We start from the raw sequence: 14,690 nt of genomic DNA on the forward strand, positions 1-14,690 counted from the left end.
GTGAGGAGCAATGGAGCTGCCGGGTTCCTTACGCTGCGGGCCCATCTAGCCTGAGCTCCCGTGCCACTGCCCAAGTGTCGGATGCCTTATGGCTCGAGATAAGCAGGATGCGGTCTTGCAGATGGGCGACCAGCCGCCCGACGATGCGGCGAGCCTGCTCGGCGTCGAGGTGTTCGCCAGGTTCGTCGAGGAGAATAATGGGAAGCGGGCTCAGCAAGGCGCGGGCGAGGTTGAGCCGGTGCGCTTCGCCCAGCGAAAGCATGTCCTGGGTGATCCAGCCTTCCATCCCGCCGGCGAGCCGAATGCGCTCGCCGAGTTCGACGGCGTCGAGTGCTGCCCAGCATTCGGCGTCGGTGGCGTCCGGCGCAAACAGATTCTCGCGAACCGAGTCCGACAGCACCGCGGCGTCGTGCAGCCCGAGGAAGGTGAGTTGCCTGCGCGAGAGAGCAACAAGCTCGACCCCGTCGCCAACAAGCTTGCCGCTACCATCTGCTTCCAGCCACCCGGCGACCTGTTTCAACAAAGACGTCTTGCCGCTGCCACTTGGTCCGGAAAGCACCGTCGGCCGTCCGGCTTCCAGGACGAAATCCACCGTGCCGCCGAGTGGCCTGTCGTCCGGCGCGCAGCGGGGCAGCGCCATGATCTGCAGTTTGCCCAGGCGCGGGGACGCGCTGTAGGCTGGTGTACCACCATGCTGAACGCCTGCGGACCAGGCACTCAGCGTTCCCTTCGCGGCGGCTTCCTTGACCCGGGCAAGCAGACTGCGTGAGGCGCCCTGCATGGCCTCGCCGAGAGCCAGCCAGGAGAAGGCGACAAATGCCGCGGCAAGCAAGCCATTTCCACGCTGCCCATCCAGCCATGCAGCCCCCAGGACAACCATGCTGGCGAGCGGGCCGGCCAGGCCGAGAACCGCATCTGCAATCGCCATGCCGCGCCGCGTCCGCAGCAATCGGGCGTCGGCTCGCGAAAGGGCGGCGAACGAAGTGGCCAACGTCTCCGACCAGGCGTGCTCCGCCTGAAGCGGAGCGACCGCGCCAAGTGCTGCGCCAAGCCGCCTGCCCGCCGCGCGCTTGTGGAGGCGGGCGGTATGCCAGTTCTTGGCCAGGCTCGGCAGAAGCCAATAAGCGCAGGAGGCGATGCTGAGCACAGCCGGGAAAATGATGATCAAAGCCATCGGGATCACGAAAAGCGTGGCGACGCAGGCAAAGGCAAGGCCGGCGAGAATTGCCAGCAGCGGCAGTTGGACCCTGAGCTTGGCGAAATCCAGGTTTTCGACATCGTCGATAAAGTCGGCCAGTTTGTCCCGGTCGCCGAGTTGCCAGCCCGCGCTGCGTACTTCCGACGCGGCAGCCATCGCCGAGAACAGCAGGGTGCGGCGGGATATCTGATCGAGCAGGGCTGCCTTGTGACCGACGAGACGCTCGCCATATTTGGCTGCCGTGCGCGCCATGGCGAACATGCGGATCAAGGCTGCTGGGATGTGGAAGTTGAAGGTGTAGGCCGCGCCACCCGCACCGGCCAACGCAACCGCGCCAAGGAACCAGACCGAGACACCGGTCAGAAGGACACCGGCGAACAGCGCTGTCAGTGCAAGCAGTCCGGCGAGACGCCACCACAGATGAGAATGACGCGGAATTTCATTCTTGCCCTCGGTTCGGGATGTCCTGGAACGGCTCATACCGCGGCTTCCTGCCGATGATGCTCCGGCTGATCGAGGTCGATGACCAGCGCCGCCAGCGCCTTCAATTCCGGATCATGGGTCGCCACGACCACCAGCCTGTCGGCGGCAGAATCGGTCAGTGCGGCTCGCACGAGGGCTGCGTTGTCGGTATCGAGCTTGGCGGTTGGTTCGTCGGCAAAGATCGGGCGGTCGGACAGCAGGGCGCGCGCAACGCCAATTCTCAGGCGTTGCCCACCGGAGAGGTTCTCGCCGCCAGCCCCTACTCGCGCGTTCAGCCCGCCCGGCAACAGCGTGTCGTCCAGCAGCCCGACACGCTCTGCTGCGGACAGCAGCCTCGCCGGATGGCGTTCGGCCCGATTCCAGGAAAGCGCATCGGCGAGTGTGCCTGCCGGCACGGCAATGTCGGTCGAGATCCAGTCGACGCCAGTGGCGAATGCGGGATCCGATCCACCAGGGGTTTCGACGCCCGCAAGCCGGCGCAGCAATGTCGATTTGCCAGCGCCGCTCTCGCCGACGACGGCCACCAGACCGCTCGCAGGCAGGTGGTCGAGGCGATTGCAGGCGAATTTGCTCGCCTGCTCAAGAGTACGCTGTTCGGCCAGGAAGCCGTCCATCGCCACGGCCGCCGCGTTGCCCTCTGCCTTGGCGTGATACTGTTCCGCATAGCGGCGGAACGGAGCGAAGAATTCCGGTGCCAGCATGAGGATGAAAAGGCTCTGCCACAGCTGCATGCCGGAGAAACCGGGGATCTCGGCCAGCTTCAGATGGCCGAGGCCAAGGAAGACCGCCAGAATGGCGATCGACAACGATGAAAAGAAATCGATGACGCCGGCATTGAGGAAAGCCACTTTCAGCATGTTCATGGTGCTGTCAGCGTAGGCTGCCATCCGGGTTTCGAGCTTTCCGCGTTCGCGATCCACGCCATGCGCGGAAAGGATGGTCGGCAAAGTGCGGATACGATCGTCGAATTGTGTCGCGAGCTGTCCGAACGCGCGTTCCTGTTTTTCCGCCCTGGCGTGAATGGTGTCGCCGATCAGGACGAAGAAAACGATCATGAGCGGCGTGGCAAAAAGCAGCGCCAGCGCCGCCTGCCAGGACACCGCGACGATTGCGCACACCACCAGAACCGGAACGATGCCCAACATGAGCGCCGCGGCACGATGGCCGACGACAAGGGCCGCCAGCGCTTCCGGATAGCGCTGGAGCCCCGCGATCAGTGCGCCCGCGGGCAGGGCCTGCACAGTTCGGGCCGGCATCACGGCGAGCTTCTCCCGGGCAGTTTCGCGCAAGCCGTCCGCCACGAGAAACTCCGCGATCGCCTGCCGGCGATCGGCAAGAAAACCGACCAGTGCGGCAAGAAGCAGCACGCTCAAGCCAATAGCGACCGCCGGGACAGAGACCGATCCTGCTTCGATCATGACGCCGGCAAAGACCGCCAGCGCACCTGCGAAACCCAGGCGCAGCACGGTGCGCAGGATTTGCAGCAAAAGCGTGATACGCAGCCCGCCAACGGCCAGCGAACGCGCCCGAGCCAGCATGCCGGCTGTCTGGCCATTGAAGCGGACGCGGTTCGAGGCTGGGCTCATCTGCCTTGCTGCGGTCTGAGTGGCGTTTATCGGTGCTTGCGTCGAAGAGGCACAAGGCAAGCTATTGTAATCAGCATTTTATGCTCGTCTTATAGTGGGAGTCGTGACGCCTATAGGGGACGCCTGATGACCGATCCGCTACTCGTCGAATTGTCGCGCCTGCAGTTCGCGCTGACCGCGATGTATCACTTCCTGTTCGTGCCGCTGACCCTCGGTCTTTCCATCATGATCGCAATGATGGAGACGGTCTATGTCATGACCGAGCGCACCATCTGGCGTGACATGACCAAGTTCTGGGGCGTGCTGTTCGGCATCAACTTCGCCCTCGGCGTGGCGACAGGCATCACGATGGAGTTCCAGTTTGGAATGAACTGGGCCTTCTATTCGCATTATGTCGGCGATGTGTTCGGAGCGCCGCTCGCCATCGAAGGGCTGATGGCGTTTTTCCTTGAAGCAACATTCGTCGGCTTGTTCTTCTTCGGCTGGGACAGGCTTTCCGCGCGCGCGCATCTTGCCGTTACCTGGCTCGTCGCCCTTGCCACCAATTTCTCCGCGCTGTGGATCCTGATCGCCAATGCGTGGATGCAAAACCCGGTCGGAGCCGCTTTCAATCCCGATACCATGCGCATGGAAGTCACCGACTTCATCGCGGTGCTGTTCAATCCGGTCGCGCAGGCCAAGTTCGTCCATACGGTTTCGGCCGGTTACGTTTGCGGCGCGACCTTCGTGCTTGGCATTTCGGCCTTCTACATGCTGCGCGGACGCCATATCGAACTGGCCAAGCGTTCGTTCGTGATTGCCGCCGCTTTCGGCACGGCGTCGGCTCTTTCCGTGATCGTGCTCGGCGACGAGAGCGGCTATGAAATCACCGACAACCAGAAGATGAAGCTGGCCGCCATGGAGGCGATGTGGGAAACCGAGCCGGCGCCGGCTTCCTTCACGGCCATCGGCATTCCCGACATGCAGGACAAGACCACGCATTTCGCGATCCGGATTCCGTGGGTGATGGGACTGATCGGCACGCGTTCGATCGACAAGCAGATTCCCGGCATATTCGAACTGGTCGGACGCGCCGAAAAGCGCATCCGCGACGGCATTCCCGCCTATGATGCGCTGGAGCAGTTGAAGGCTGATCACGGCAACGCCGCTGCCCGTGCGCGCTTCGACGAAACCAAGGCCGACCTCGGTTATGCGCTGCTCCTGAAGCGCTATGTCGCCGATCCGCGCCAGGCGAGCGAGGAGCAGATCAAGCAGGCGGCGTGGGACACAGTGCCCACCGTGCCGGCGATCTTCTTCACTTTCCGCATCATGGTGGCGTGTGGTTTCCTGCTGCTCGCCGTGTTCCTCACCTCGCTCTGGTACACGATGCGCGAGGCGCCGGCGCCGCGCTGGTTGTTCCGCATGGCGCTCTTTGCCATGCCGCTTCCCTGGATCGCCGTCGAGGTTGGTTGGTTCGTGGCTGAATTCGGCCGCCAGCCCTGGGTCATCGAAGGTGTGTTGCCGACGTTCCTTGCAACTTCCCAGCTCGGCATCAGCGACCTCATCATCACCATCCTCGGCTTCACGCTCGTCTACGGCACGCTCGCCGTCATCGAAGTCCGGCTCATGCTGGCCGCGATCGCCAAGGGGCCGGCAACCGAACATGTCGAGACCTCCGGCAGCGCCACACTTGTGGCCGCGAATTAGGTCCAGGAAGGAACACGGATATGATCGAGTTTCTTTTCGACTACACCACACTTCGCCTGATCTGGTGGGTTCTGCTGGGTGTCCTGCTGATCGGCTTCGCGGTGACCGATGGTTTCGACATGGGGGTTGGCATCCTGCTGCCTTTCGTGGCCAAGACCGATATCGAGCGCCGGGTTGCCATCAACACCGTCGGGCCGGTCTGGGAAGGCAACCAGGTCTGGTTCATCCTCGGCGGCGGCGCGATCTTCGCGGCGTGGCCCGCGCTCTACGCGATGAGCTTCTCGGGTTTCTACCTGGCGATGTTCCTTGTGCTGTTCGCGCTGATCCTGCGGCCGGTCGGCTTCAAGTACCGCTCCAAGCGCGACAGCCAGCGCTGGCGCAACAATTGGGACTGGGCGCTGTTCATCGGCGGCGCCGTGCCTGCCCTGATCTTCGGCGTCGCGGTCGGCAATGTCCTGCAAGGGGTGCCTTTCCATTTCACGGACGACCTGCGCCCGATCTATGAAGGCAACCTGTTTGGCCTGCTCAATCCGCTGGCGATCTTCTGCGGGCTGGTGTCGGTGGCGATGCTGGTCATGCACGGCGCCGCGTGGCTCGCCTTCAAGGCTGACGGCGTGGTTGCCGAGCGAGCCGCAGCCGTCGGGCCAAAGGCGGCATTGGTGGCGGCGATCCTGTTCGCACTGGGTGGCGTCTTCATCTCGCTGGGCTGGTTCGGCGGCTATGAGGTGACCAGTCCGATCGTGTGGGACGGACCGTCCAATCCGCTGCGCAAGACGGTTGCCGAAAATGCCGGCGCATGGCTGCACAATTTCCAGGGTATGCCGCTGCTGTGGCTGGTGCCGCTGCTCGGGGTGCTGTTGCCGCTGGCAGCAGCAGCCGGCTTCCGCGCACGCAAGGCCGGCCTGACCTTCTTCACCTCGCAGCTTTCGATCGTCTGCATCATCGCAACGGTTGGTCTGGCGATGTTCCCGATCATCCTGCCGTCGAGCACCAATCCCGGCCATTCGCTCGCCGTGTTCGACGCCTCGTCCAGCCGTGCGACGCTGCGCAACATGCTGTTCGCCACCGCGATCTTCCTGCCGCTTATCCTGATCTACACGGCCTGGGTTTACCGGGTGCTGTGGGGCAAGGTCAGCGAGAAGGATATCCACGACGCGGATCACGCCTACTGAGGAGAGAAAGCCATGTGGTACTTTGCCTGGATACTCGGCCTCGGCCTGGCCGCCACGGTCGGCATTCTGAATGCCCTGTGGTACGAGCTGCGCGTCCTGCGCGACCAGCCGCAGGAGAGGACGCAGAAGCAGCCCACGCCTTAGTGGGTGTGAGCAGAGTGCAGGATTGCGGCGCTATGCGGCGAGGTGGCTTGCTGCGGATTTGAAGCTATCACCAACCAACTATATGATTTTGTTGGTGATCCCGACAGGAATCGAACCTGTGACCTACAGATTAGGAATCTGCCGCTCTATCCTACTGAGCTACGGGACCACGCGGGCGCACACATAGCCGTTTCACGCCGCTTCGCCAAGTGCCGAGCGGGTCAAATCGAAAGGTGTGCGCTTCAGGATGGGATAGGGCCGACGGTGATGGCAGCCGTGCTCAGTCGATTTCGTGCGCGATATTCCTCGCTGCCTTCTTAGGCGCCGCGCCTCTCCCTCCTTGCGAAGGGAGAGGAAGACGCGGGCCGTCAGGCCGCCAGCGCCTTTTCGGCGAGTTTCACCCAGTAGCTGACGCCGTGCGGAATGACCTCGTCGTTGAAGTCATAGGCAGGGTGGTGCAGGCCGGCGCTGTCGCCATTTCCGATGAAGATGAAGGCGCCGGGACGGGCTTCCAGCATGTAGGAGAAATCCTCGCCGCCCATCACCGGCTGGATCGCGCGCTGCACCTGAGCGTCGCCGGCAACGTCGGCGGCGATATCGCCGGAAAAGACGGTTTCGTCGGGATGGTTGAAGGTGACCGGGTAATTGGCGTCGTAGTCGACCTCGATGGTCGTGTCGTGGGCGGCGGCAAGGCCGGTGCAGAGCTGCCGGATGCGCTGCTCGGCCTTCTTGGCGACGTCCTTTTTCAGCGAACGCACCGTTCCGGCGATCTCGGCGGTTTCCGGGATGACGTTATAGGCATCGCCGGCATGGAACTTGGTGACCGAGACGACGACCGATTCGACCGGGTCGGTGTTGCGCGAGGCGATGGTCTGCAAGGCGCCGACCAACTGGCTGGCGATGACGATGGGGTCGATGGTGCCGTGCGGCATCGCCGCATGGCCGCCACGGCCCTTGATGGTGATGGTGAACTCGGCGGTCGCCGCCATGATCGGACCCGGACGGATGGCGAACTGGCCAACGGGAAGGCCGGGCATGTTGTGCATGCCGAACACCTTGGCGATGCCGAAACGATCCATCATGCCATCCTTGACCATTTCGTTGCCACCGCCGCCGCCTTCCTCTGCGGGCTGGAAGATCACGGCGACAGAGCCTGCGAAATTGCGCGTCTCTGCGAGGTATTTGGCCGCGCCCAGCAGCATGGCGGTGTGGCCGTCATGGCCGCAGGCGTGCATCTTGCCCGGTGTCTGCGAGGCATAAGGCTTGCCGGTGACCTCGGTGATGGGCAAAGCGTCCATGTCGGCGCGCAGGCCGACGGTGGAGCCGTTGCCCTTGCTGCCGCGAATGACGCCGACCACGCCGGTCTTGCCGATGCCGGTCACGACCTCGTCACAGCCGAACTCTTTCAGCTTCTCGGTGACGAAAGCCGCGGTTTCGAACACGTCGAAATTCAGTTCCGGCTTCTGGTGGATGTGACGACGCCAGCCGGCGACCTCTTCCTGCAGTTCGGCGGCGCGGTTCAGAATGGGCATAGGTCTCAAACTCGCTGTTGGTCCGGTCTTAACCCGGCGTGGACAGAATTGTGATCGCGCTATGCTTTGCCTTGGTGATGTCACATAGGCTAGATAGCAGCGCGGCATTGCGGCCAGGAGGTGGCCGAATGACGAAACCTGGCGATCCGTGGGCAAATCTTACGGAGACCAGGGTGATGACGGCAAGAGCGATTTCGGAACGGATGATGAGGCCAAGGCATTTGCTCAAGATTCTGGCGGCAGGCGCGGTGTTTGGCGGCGTCATCGCGGTGCAGCAGGCTGAGGCCAATCCGGCCGTGCTGTTCGACCTCGACAATGGCCGCATCCTGGAGCACCAGGACGCCTTCAAGCGCTGGTATCCGGCCTCGCTGACCAAGCTGATGACCGCCTATGTCGCCTTCCAGGCGATCGCCGAGGGCGAAGCGGCACTCAATTCACCGATCCGCATGACCAAGCTGGCCAGCAGCCAGCCGCCGTCGAAAATGGGTTTCAAGCCCGGTTCGGTGCTGCGGCTCGATACCGCCGTCAAGATCATGATCACCAAGTCGGCCAATGACGTCGCCATGGCGATCGGCGAAAACATCGGCGGCTCGCAGGAGGACTTTGCCGAGCGCATGAATGCCACCGCGGCCCGTCTCGGCATGACCGGCACGCATTTCGTCAATCCCAATGGTCTGTTCTCGCCCGATCAGTACACGACCGCACGCGACATCGCCTTGCTGGTGACGGCGCTGCGTCGCGATTTCCCGCAGTACCAGCCGTGGTTCTCGATCGAGGGACTGTCGCTCGGCAAGAAGAAGATCCCCAATTATAACCTGCTGGTCGGCCGTTATGCGGGTGCTACCGGTATGAAGACCGGTTTCGTCTGCCCGTCTGGCTTCAACATGGTGGGCACGGCAACGCGTAATGGCCGTACGCTGGCTGCCGTGGTGCTGGGCGAGAAATCGGCGATCGCGCGCGCCGATGCGGCCGCGAAGCTGCTCGACCAGGGTTTCGGCACGTCGATGACGACGTCCTTCAGCCTCGCTTCCCTGCAGCCCTATGGCGATACGCTGGCGGTCAACGACATGCAGGAAGAGGTTTGCAAGAAGCAGCCGAAGGAAGCACAGTCCGAAGCCGCCCCGGCCCCCGACGAAAAGGCGCCGAAATCGCCCTGGCGCGAAAAGCTCGTCAATCCCAAGCTGGTAGCGGTCAGCCTCGGCGGTGCGACGGGACCGGTGCCGCGGGCGATGATCGGGCGTGTCGAAATCGCCGATACGGCACCCGAAGCCGGTAAGGCAGCCAATGTGCCAGTGCCAGTGCCAGCCTGGCGGCCGGACCGGCCTGCTCCGGCTTTCGTGGCTCCGGTCGCGGCCGGCATGCAGGGCGATCAGCTGGTCAAGACTGCCAACTAGCGCAATTCCAGCAGAAGCGCGCTGCGGTGTTGCGTCTGTGCGCAAAACAAAGAGCCAGAATGTTCCCGCGAGGACGTTTCGGACGGGATCGAGTGCTGAAACAAGGAGTTAGGGCGGTCCGCATGTTCCATATGCGGAAGGTCCCAGCAGCGAGGCAGATGTCATGAGCGGCGCGAATTTTCCCATTCCCGTTACGGTGGTTACGGGGTTTCTGGGCGCTGGCAAGACCACGCTGCTCAATCGCCTGCTGAAAGACCCTGCGCTCACCGATACCGCCGTCATCATCAACGAATATGGTGAGGTGGCCATCGACCACCTCCTGGTCGAACAGGCCTCGGACGGCATCATCCAGCTTTCCGACGGCTGCCTGTGCTGCACGGTGCGTGGCGAACTGGTCGACACGCTGGCCGACCTCGTCGATCGCCTGCAGACAGGCCGTATCGAAAAACTGGCACGCGTGGTCATCGAAACGACGGGCCTGGCTGACCCGGCGCCTGTGCTGCAGTCGATCATGGCGCATCCGGCGTTGGTGCAGGCCTTTCGTCTCGACGGCGTCGTTGCGCTGGTCGATGTGGTCAATGGCGACAAGACACTCGATGCCCATGTCGAGGCGCTGAAGCAGGTGGCGATGGCCGACCGCCTCGTGCTTACCAAAGCCGATCTCGCCGATGCCGCTCAGGTCGCGCTGCTGACGGCGCGATTGAAGGACATCAATCCGGGTGCCCGGCTTGTCGACGTCCAGAAAGCCGATGCTGCGGCACTGTTGGATTGCGGCCTCTATGATCCGGCCACCAAGGGCGCCGATGTTGCGCGTTGGCTGGGCGAGGCGGCCGACGATCACCACCATCACCATGATGACCACGAGCATCACCACCATCATCATGATCACGACCACCATCACCACGGGCATCGCCACGATTCGCGGGTGAAGACCTTTTCGCTGGTGCATGACGGCCCGGTGGCTTTTGCGGCCATCGACATGTTTTTCGACCTGCTGCGTTCCACGCATGGCGAACAGCTGTTGCGCATGAAGGGCGTGATCGAGCTGAAAGAGGATCCGGAGCGCCCGCTGGTCGTGCATGGCGTGCAGAAGTTGCTGCATCCGCCGTCCCGGTTGCCGGCATGGCCGGATGGCCAGCGCGGCACGCGGCTGGTGCTGATCACGCTCGATATGCCTGAAGACTATGTGCGACGGCTGTTTTCGGCCTTGACCGATCGTCCGGCCATCGACACGCCGGATCGCGACGCCCTGACGAACAATCCGCTGGCGATTGCCGGGCTTTGATATTTGGGAGGTCCTGGATGGTTACACATCCAGGACGCCTCAAGCGCCGGCGCAGCCCGTCCGGGCCACTTGGCTCGCGCGCCAACGGGCGCGGCGCGCAGTCGCGCACTCCGGTCATTCAGAATGACCGTTGGCACAGAGCCGTTCCTTTGGCGCTCAAAGCGGTGGAATGTCAGGCGCCGCGTTCGACCAGGAAACGGTGCCCGCCCGGCATGGCGGCGGTCTCGACCAGGCGGTGACCACTGTCGGTGCAGAAGGCCGGGATGTCGATGACAGCGAGCGGATCCGTGGTCTCCAGCCATAACATGCCGCCGGGCTGCATATCGGCCAGCCGCTTGCGTGCCTTCAGCACCGGCAAGGGGCAGTTCAGTCCCTTGAGATCGTAGATTGCGGCTGTCTCGGTGGCGATTTCCTGCGACATGACCGGCTCAGCCGCCGAACATGCCGAGCAGTTTCTTCTTCATCTGCGCCAGGCGGCCTTCTTCCTCGACTGGAACAGGCTGAACCTGAGCCGTCAACGTCTCCGCCGGCTCGGAAGCCTTCTTCTTGGCGGCTTCCTTGGCGGCCAAGGCTTCAGCCTTGACACGTTCCTTTTCCGCCTTGGCGAAAGCGATCGCCGCCTTCTTTTCTTCCTCGGCCTTTTTCTTGGCGGCCTGTTCGGCTTCAAGGGCCGCCATCTTGCGGCCGGCCGGGGAATCGATGCGGCCCATGCGGGTGCTGTTTTCGGTCACCGAGCCGTCGTGGTTCATTGACGGCGGTTCGATGGTGATGCGTTCGCCGCGGGCGCGGCGCTTGGTCCAGTCGGAGACCAGATTGGCTTCCTTGATGCCGGCGATCGAGGCCTTGGGTGCCGGCGTCGAGCTGCTCATGGCGCTGGCGAAGGCTGTGTCATAGGTCTTCTGATAGGCGCCATAGGCGACCTTCAGCGGGTCCGGCGTGGTGCTGATCGGGCAGGCGCCGGTCGGATTGAACTTCTGGCCGTCAGGCGCAACCTGGTTGAAGACATAGCGCTTCTCACAGACGTCGACCTTCGGCGGCACCTTGGCGATCTCGAAATTGTCGTAGCCCACCTTCAGCATCTTCCAGAACTCGTAGTTCGGGTCGTTGCGGTAGCGCGCCATGTTGGCCGCGGTCATGCGGAACGGGTAAGCCTGGATCTGGAATTCGGTCTGGCCGCCCTTGAAGGCGTCGCGGGCGAAAGCGTAGATTTCTTCGATCTGCGGATCGTTCATCGAATAGCAGCCCGACGACGAACAGGCGCCGTGCACCATCAGGTTGGAGCCGGTGCGGCCGTTGGCACGATCATAGGTGTTCGGATAGCCGATGTTGAAGGAGAGATGATAACCCGACTTCGGGTTCATCTGGCCGGGACGCACGGTATAGAAACCTTCCGGTGCCTGGCGGTCACCCTCGGTGTATTTCGGTCCGAGCTTGCCGGAATAACGGCAGATCGGATAGCTGGCGATGATTTCGTAACGGCCGTTGGTTTTCTGCTTCCAGACCTCGACGACGTTCTCTTCCTTGAAGATACGCCCGACGATCGGTGACTCGCGGTTCATGCCTTTGGCGCGCATGTCGGCGAGGATCTTTTCCGGGAGCTGCTTGTTGGCGCCCTGCGGTACGAAGTCGGCAACCGACTTTTCGTTGCAGCCGGCCACTGCAAGAACGCTGATCATGAAGCCTGTGCGTGCAAGTTTCGCGAACATGGATGCGCTGTCGTCTTCCAATTGTACGCCACGGGCCTCAAGGCCCAGGCGCTACTCTGAACATCGATGGACCCTAAGCCCGTTAACCTTGAAATTTCCTTACTGCAAGCCGTGCCGTCAGTCTTCCCGACAAAGTGACTGAACCGAAAGCGACGGCAATTTTGTGGCGGAAAACAGGTTCCTCGCCACATTTTAGAGCCTCAACGCAGCCGCAACGTCGGGGGCAATGGCTGCCGTTCTGGTCAGCCCGTCAGAGCGAACGTCCCATGGCGAGGTATTTTTCGCGGCGCTGTTCGCGGAAATCGACGTTGGAGCTGGCGAAATCCTGCATCGTCTTGGCGATCAGGTCGCCGGTGGCACCAATCACCTTCTCCGGCTCACGATGGGCGCCGCCAAGCGGCTCGGGAATGATGGCGTCGATGATCTTGAGTTCGAGCAGGTCCTGCGCGGTGATCTTCATATTCGTCGCCGCATCCTTGGAGCGTGTGGTGTCGCGCCACAGGATGGAGGCTGCACCTTCCGGCGAAATCACCGAATAGATCGCGTGTTCGAGCATGTAGACACGGTTTGCCGTCGCGATCGCGATGGCGCCGCCCGAACCGCCTTCGCCGATGACAACCGAGATCGACGGCACTTTCAGCGCCAGGCCGGCAGACGTGGACCGAGCGATCGCCTCGGCCTGGCCGCGTTCCTCTGCGTCGACGCCCGGGAAGGCGCCGGCCGTGTCGACCAGGGTGACCAGCGGTATCTTGAACCGATCGGCCATCTCCATCACGCGCACCGCCTTGCGATAGCCTTCGGGGCGGGCCGAACCGAAATTGTGCTTCAGGCGGCTGGCGGTGTCGGAGCCTTTTTCCTGACCGATGACAGCGACCGATTCTCCGCGGAATCGGGCGAAACCGCAAACGATGGCCTGATCTTCGCCGAAAGCGCGATCGCCGGCCAGCGGCGTGAAGTCGGTGAACAGGCCGCTGATGTAGCTGAGGCAGTGCGGGCGGTCGGGATGGCGCGCGACCTGCACCTTCTGCCAGGGTGTCAACGCCTTGTAGGCGTCGCGCAACGCTTCGCGCGCCCGCTTTTCCAGCCGCGTGATCTCGTCGGCGACATCGACGGCCTCGCCGCTCTCCGCAAGCTTTTTCAGTTCGAGGATCTTGCCCTCAAGGTCCTGAACCGGTTTTTCGAAGTCGAGATAATTGTACATTCGTGAGGGGACCGCTGCGCCGGAAAACAGAAAGACAGGAAGCCGTAACGGCAGTGCCGAGCTATGAAACGTCGCCCTCACATAGCGACACCGGGCCTAGTCGGCAAGCGGATGGTGATCGTTGACCAGCCGAACGAGCCTTTCCTCCAGCACATGCGTGTAGATCTGCGTGGTCGAAATGTCGGCATGGCCGAGCAACTGCTGCACGGCGCGCAGGTCCGCGCCATTCTGCAGGAGATGACTGGCGAAGGCATGGCGCAGGACGTGCGGCGATATTTTCGAAGTGGCGATGCCGGCGCGGGCCGCGAGGCCCTTCAGGTCACGTGCAAAGACTTGGCGGGGCAGGTGGCCGCTGTCGGACGAGGATGGAAACAGGAACGCGCTTTCGGCAAAGGTGGGCACCTTGGCACGCGCTGCCAGCCAGACCGTCATGGCGGTGCGCGCCTTGGCAGAAAGCGGCACCATGCGCTCCTTGTTGCCTTTGCCGCGCACCATGAAGAAGCGGTCGTCGCGCTGCGCCACCGTCACTGGAAGGCCGACCAGTTCCGAGACGCGCAACCCCGTCGCGTAGAGCACCTCCACCAGCGCATGCAGCCTGAGCGCAGCGAGAGGATCGCTGCCTGCCGGTGGTTCGCCCGCTTCGGCAGCAGCGCGGTCGAGCAGGCGGCCGGCTTCGGCCTCTCCCATCGTCTTTGGCAGCGGGCGGCCTTTTTTCGGGCTGTCCAGCGTGCCGGTGGGGTCGTCCTGGCGCAGGCCCTCGGCATAGAGGAACTTGAAGAATTGGCGCAGCGCCGAGAGCTTGCGCGCCTGCGAGGTCGGCGCGAAGCCTTGCGCGGCAATGCCGTCTAGATAGCCGCGGATGTCGCCCGAGGCGGCATTGGCCAGGCCTCCCTTGACCGCTGCGGCAGCGTCCTCCAGATCGCGGCGATAGCTGGCCAACGTGTTTTCGGCAGCACCCCGTTCGGCGCTCATCATCTCCAGGAAAGCTTCGATGCGGGCGGCACTGCTCATGGCGCAGGCTCTTTTGCTGACCAAAGCATGTCGCGCAAAAGTGTGGAGCGGTTTTGCGATAACGACATGCGTGAAACAAAGGACCTAACGCGCAAGGAACGGATCTGGAAGATCGCGACGCGCATTAGTTTTTCTTCGGGTTGAGCTTTTCGGCCGGAATGCGCACCGAAAGCTCTGACTGCTTGGGCGAAACGAACATCACCAGCGCGAACATCGCGCCATAGGTGAGGCCGGCCAAGATCGCCAGGGTCACGACGAGGCGGAGCAGGGTCGGCATGGGTTCGGTTGGCGC

Annotated in this window: 13 protein-coding genes and 1 tRNA gene; 5 read left to right on the forward strand and 9 right to left on the reverse strand. The window is 62.9% G+C overall.

Annotated elements, in window-relative coordinates:
• Window positions 1-28 precede the first annotated feature (28 nt).
• Window positions 29-1,678 (reverse strand): ATP-binding cassette domain-containing protein, encoded by a 1,650-nt coding sequence (locus AC3WTO_RS13820; RefSeq protein ID WP_492461293.1) that lies wholly within the window; start codon window positions 1,676-1,678, stop codon window positions 29-31.
• Window positions 1,675-3,267: an ATP-binding cassette domain-containing protein gene (locus AC3WTO_RS13825; protein WP_492461294.1), complete on the reverse strand. Its 1,593-nt coding sequence runs from the start codon at window positions 3,265-3,267 to the stop codon at window positions 1,675-1,677. The genes AC3WTO_RS13820 and AC3WTO_RS13825 overlap by 4 nt, the downstream gene beginning before the upstream one ends.
• A 126-nt stretch (window positions 3,268-3,393) precedes the next feature.
• Between AC3WTO_RS13825 and AC3WTO_RS13830 the strand changes: the two genes are divergently transcribed.
• The 3 genes from AC3WTO_RS13830 to cydX are packed head-to-tail and all read left to right on the forward strand — an operon-like array spanning window position 3,394 to window position 6,269.
• Window positions 3,394-4,953, forward strand: a complete 1,560-nt coding sequence (locus AC3WTO_RS13830) for a cytochrome ubiquinol oxidase subunit I (protein WP_492461295.1) — start codon at window positions 3,394-3,396, stop codon at window positions 4,951-4,953.
• A 20-nt stretch (window positions 4,954-4,973) separates the two neighbouring features.
• Window positions 4,974-6,125: a cytochrome d ubiquinol oxidase subunit II gene (gene cydB / locus AC3WTO_RS13835; protein WP_492461296.1), complete on the forward strand. Its 1,152-nt coding sequence runs from the start codon at window positions 4,974-4,976 to the stop codon at window positions 6,123-6,125.
• Between the two features lie 12 nt (window positions 6,126-6,137).
• Window positions 6,138-6,269 carry a cytochrome bd-I oxidase subunit CydX gene (cydX, locus tag AC3WTO_RS13840; RefSeq protein ID WP_492461297.1) on the forward strand — a complete coding sequence of 44 codons (132 nt, stop codon included), beginning with the start codon at window positions 6,138-6,140 and terminating at the stop codon, window positions 6,267-6,269.
• Window positions 6,270-6,361: 92 nt separating this feature from the next.
• On the opposite strand, the gene AC3WTO_RS13845 is transcribed toward cydX, so the two are convergent.
• A tRNA-Arg gene (locus AC3WTO_RS13845) sits at window positions 6,362-6,438 on the reverse strand.
• A gap of 199 nt (window positions 6,439-6,637) precedes the next feature.
• Window positions 6,638-7,801 (reverse strand): M20 aminoacylase family protein, encoded by a 1,164-nt coding sequence (locus AC3WTO_RS13850; protein WP_492461298.1) that lies wholly within the window; start codon window positions 7,799-7,801, stop codon window positions 6,638-6,640.
• 206 nt (window positions 7,802-8,007) lie between these two features.
• On the opposite strand from AC3WTO_RS13850, the gene AC3WTO_RS13855 reads away from it, so the two are divergent.
• Together AC3WTO_RS13855 and AC3WTO_RS13860 are read left to right on the forward strand one after the other, a co-directional pair.
• On the forward strand, window positions 8,008-9,195 hold the full coding sequence (locus tag AC3WTO_RS13855) for a D-alanyl-D-alanine carboxypeptidase family protein (protein WP_492461546.1): 1,188 nt from the start codon (window positions 8,008-8,010) through the stop codon (window positions 9,193-9,195).
• A 163-nt stretch (window positions 9,196-9,358) separates the two neighbouring features.
• Window positions 9,359-10,480: a CobW family GTP-binding protein gene (locus AC3WTO_RS13860; RefSeq protein WP_492461299.1), complete on the forward strand. Its 1,122-nt coding sequence runs from the start codon at window positions 9,359-9,361 to the stop codon at window positions 10,478-10,480.
• Window positions 10,481-10,652: 172 nt separating this feature from the next.
• Here the strand turns inward: AC3WTO_RS13860 and AC3WTO_RS13865 are convergent, their stop codons facing one another.
• The 5 genes from AC3WTO_RS13865 to AC3WTO_RS13885 form a co-directional block, all read right to left on the reverse strand.
• Complete coding sequence (locus AC3WTO_RS13865) at window positions 10,653-10,901, reverse strand: sulfurtransferase TusA family protein (protein WP_492461300.1); 249 nt, start codon at window positions 10,899-10,901, stop codon at window positions 10,653-10,655.
• A gap of 7 nt (window positions 10,902-10,908) precedes the next feature.
• A complete protein-coding gene (locus tag AC3WTO_RS13870; protein ID WP_492461301.1) occupies window positions 10,909-12,186 on the reverse strand; it encodes a L,D-transpeptidase family protein in 1,278 nt (425 codons plus the stop codon).
• A gap of 250 nt (window positions 12,187-12,436) precedes the next feature.
• Complete coding sequence (locus AC3WTO_RS13875; RefSeq protein WP_492461302.1) at window positions 12,437-13,387, reverse strand: acetyl-CoA carboxylase carboxyltransferase subunit alpha; 951 nt, start codon at window positions 13,385-13,387, stop codon at window positions 12,437-12,439.
• A 96-nt stretch (window positions 13,388-13,483) separates the two neighbouring features.
• Window positions 13,484-14,398, reverse strand: a complete 915-nt coding sequence (locus tag AC3WTO_RS13880) for a site-specific tyrosine recombinase XerD (RefSeq protein ID WP_492461303.1) — start codon at window positions 14,396-14,398, stop codon at window positions 13,484-13,486.
• A gap of 124 nt (window positions 14,399-14,522) precedes the next feature.
• On the reverse strand, window positions 14,523-14,675 hold the full coding sequence (locus tag AC3WTO_RS13885) for a histidine kinase (protein ID WP_492461304.1): 153 nt from the start codon (window positions 14,673-14,675) through the stop codon (window positions 14,523-14,525).
• Window positions 14,676-14,690 lie beyond the last annotated feature (15 nt).

The sequence above is a fragment of the Mesorhizobium sp. EU05-FHT14A09 genome (assembly GCF_058790995.1).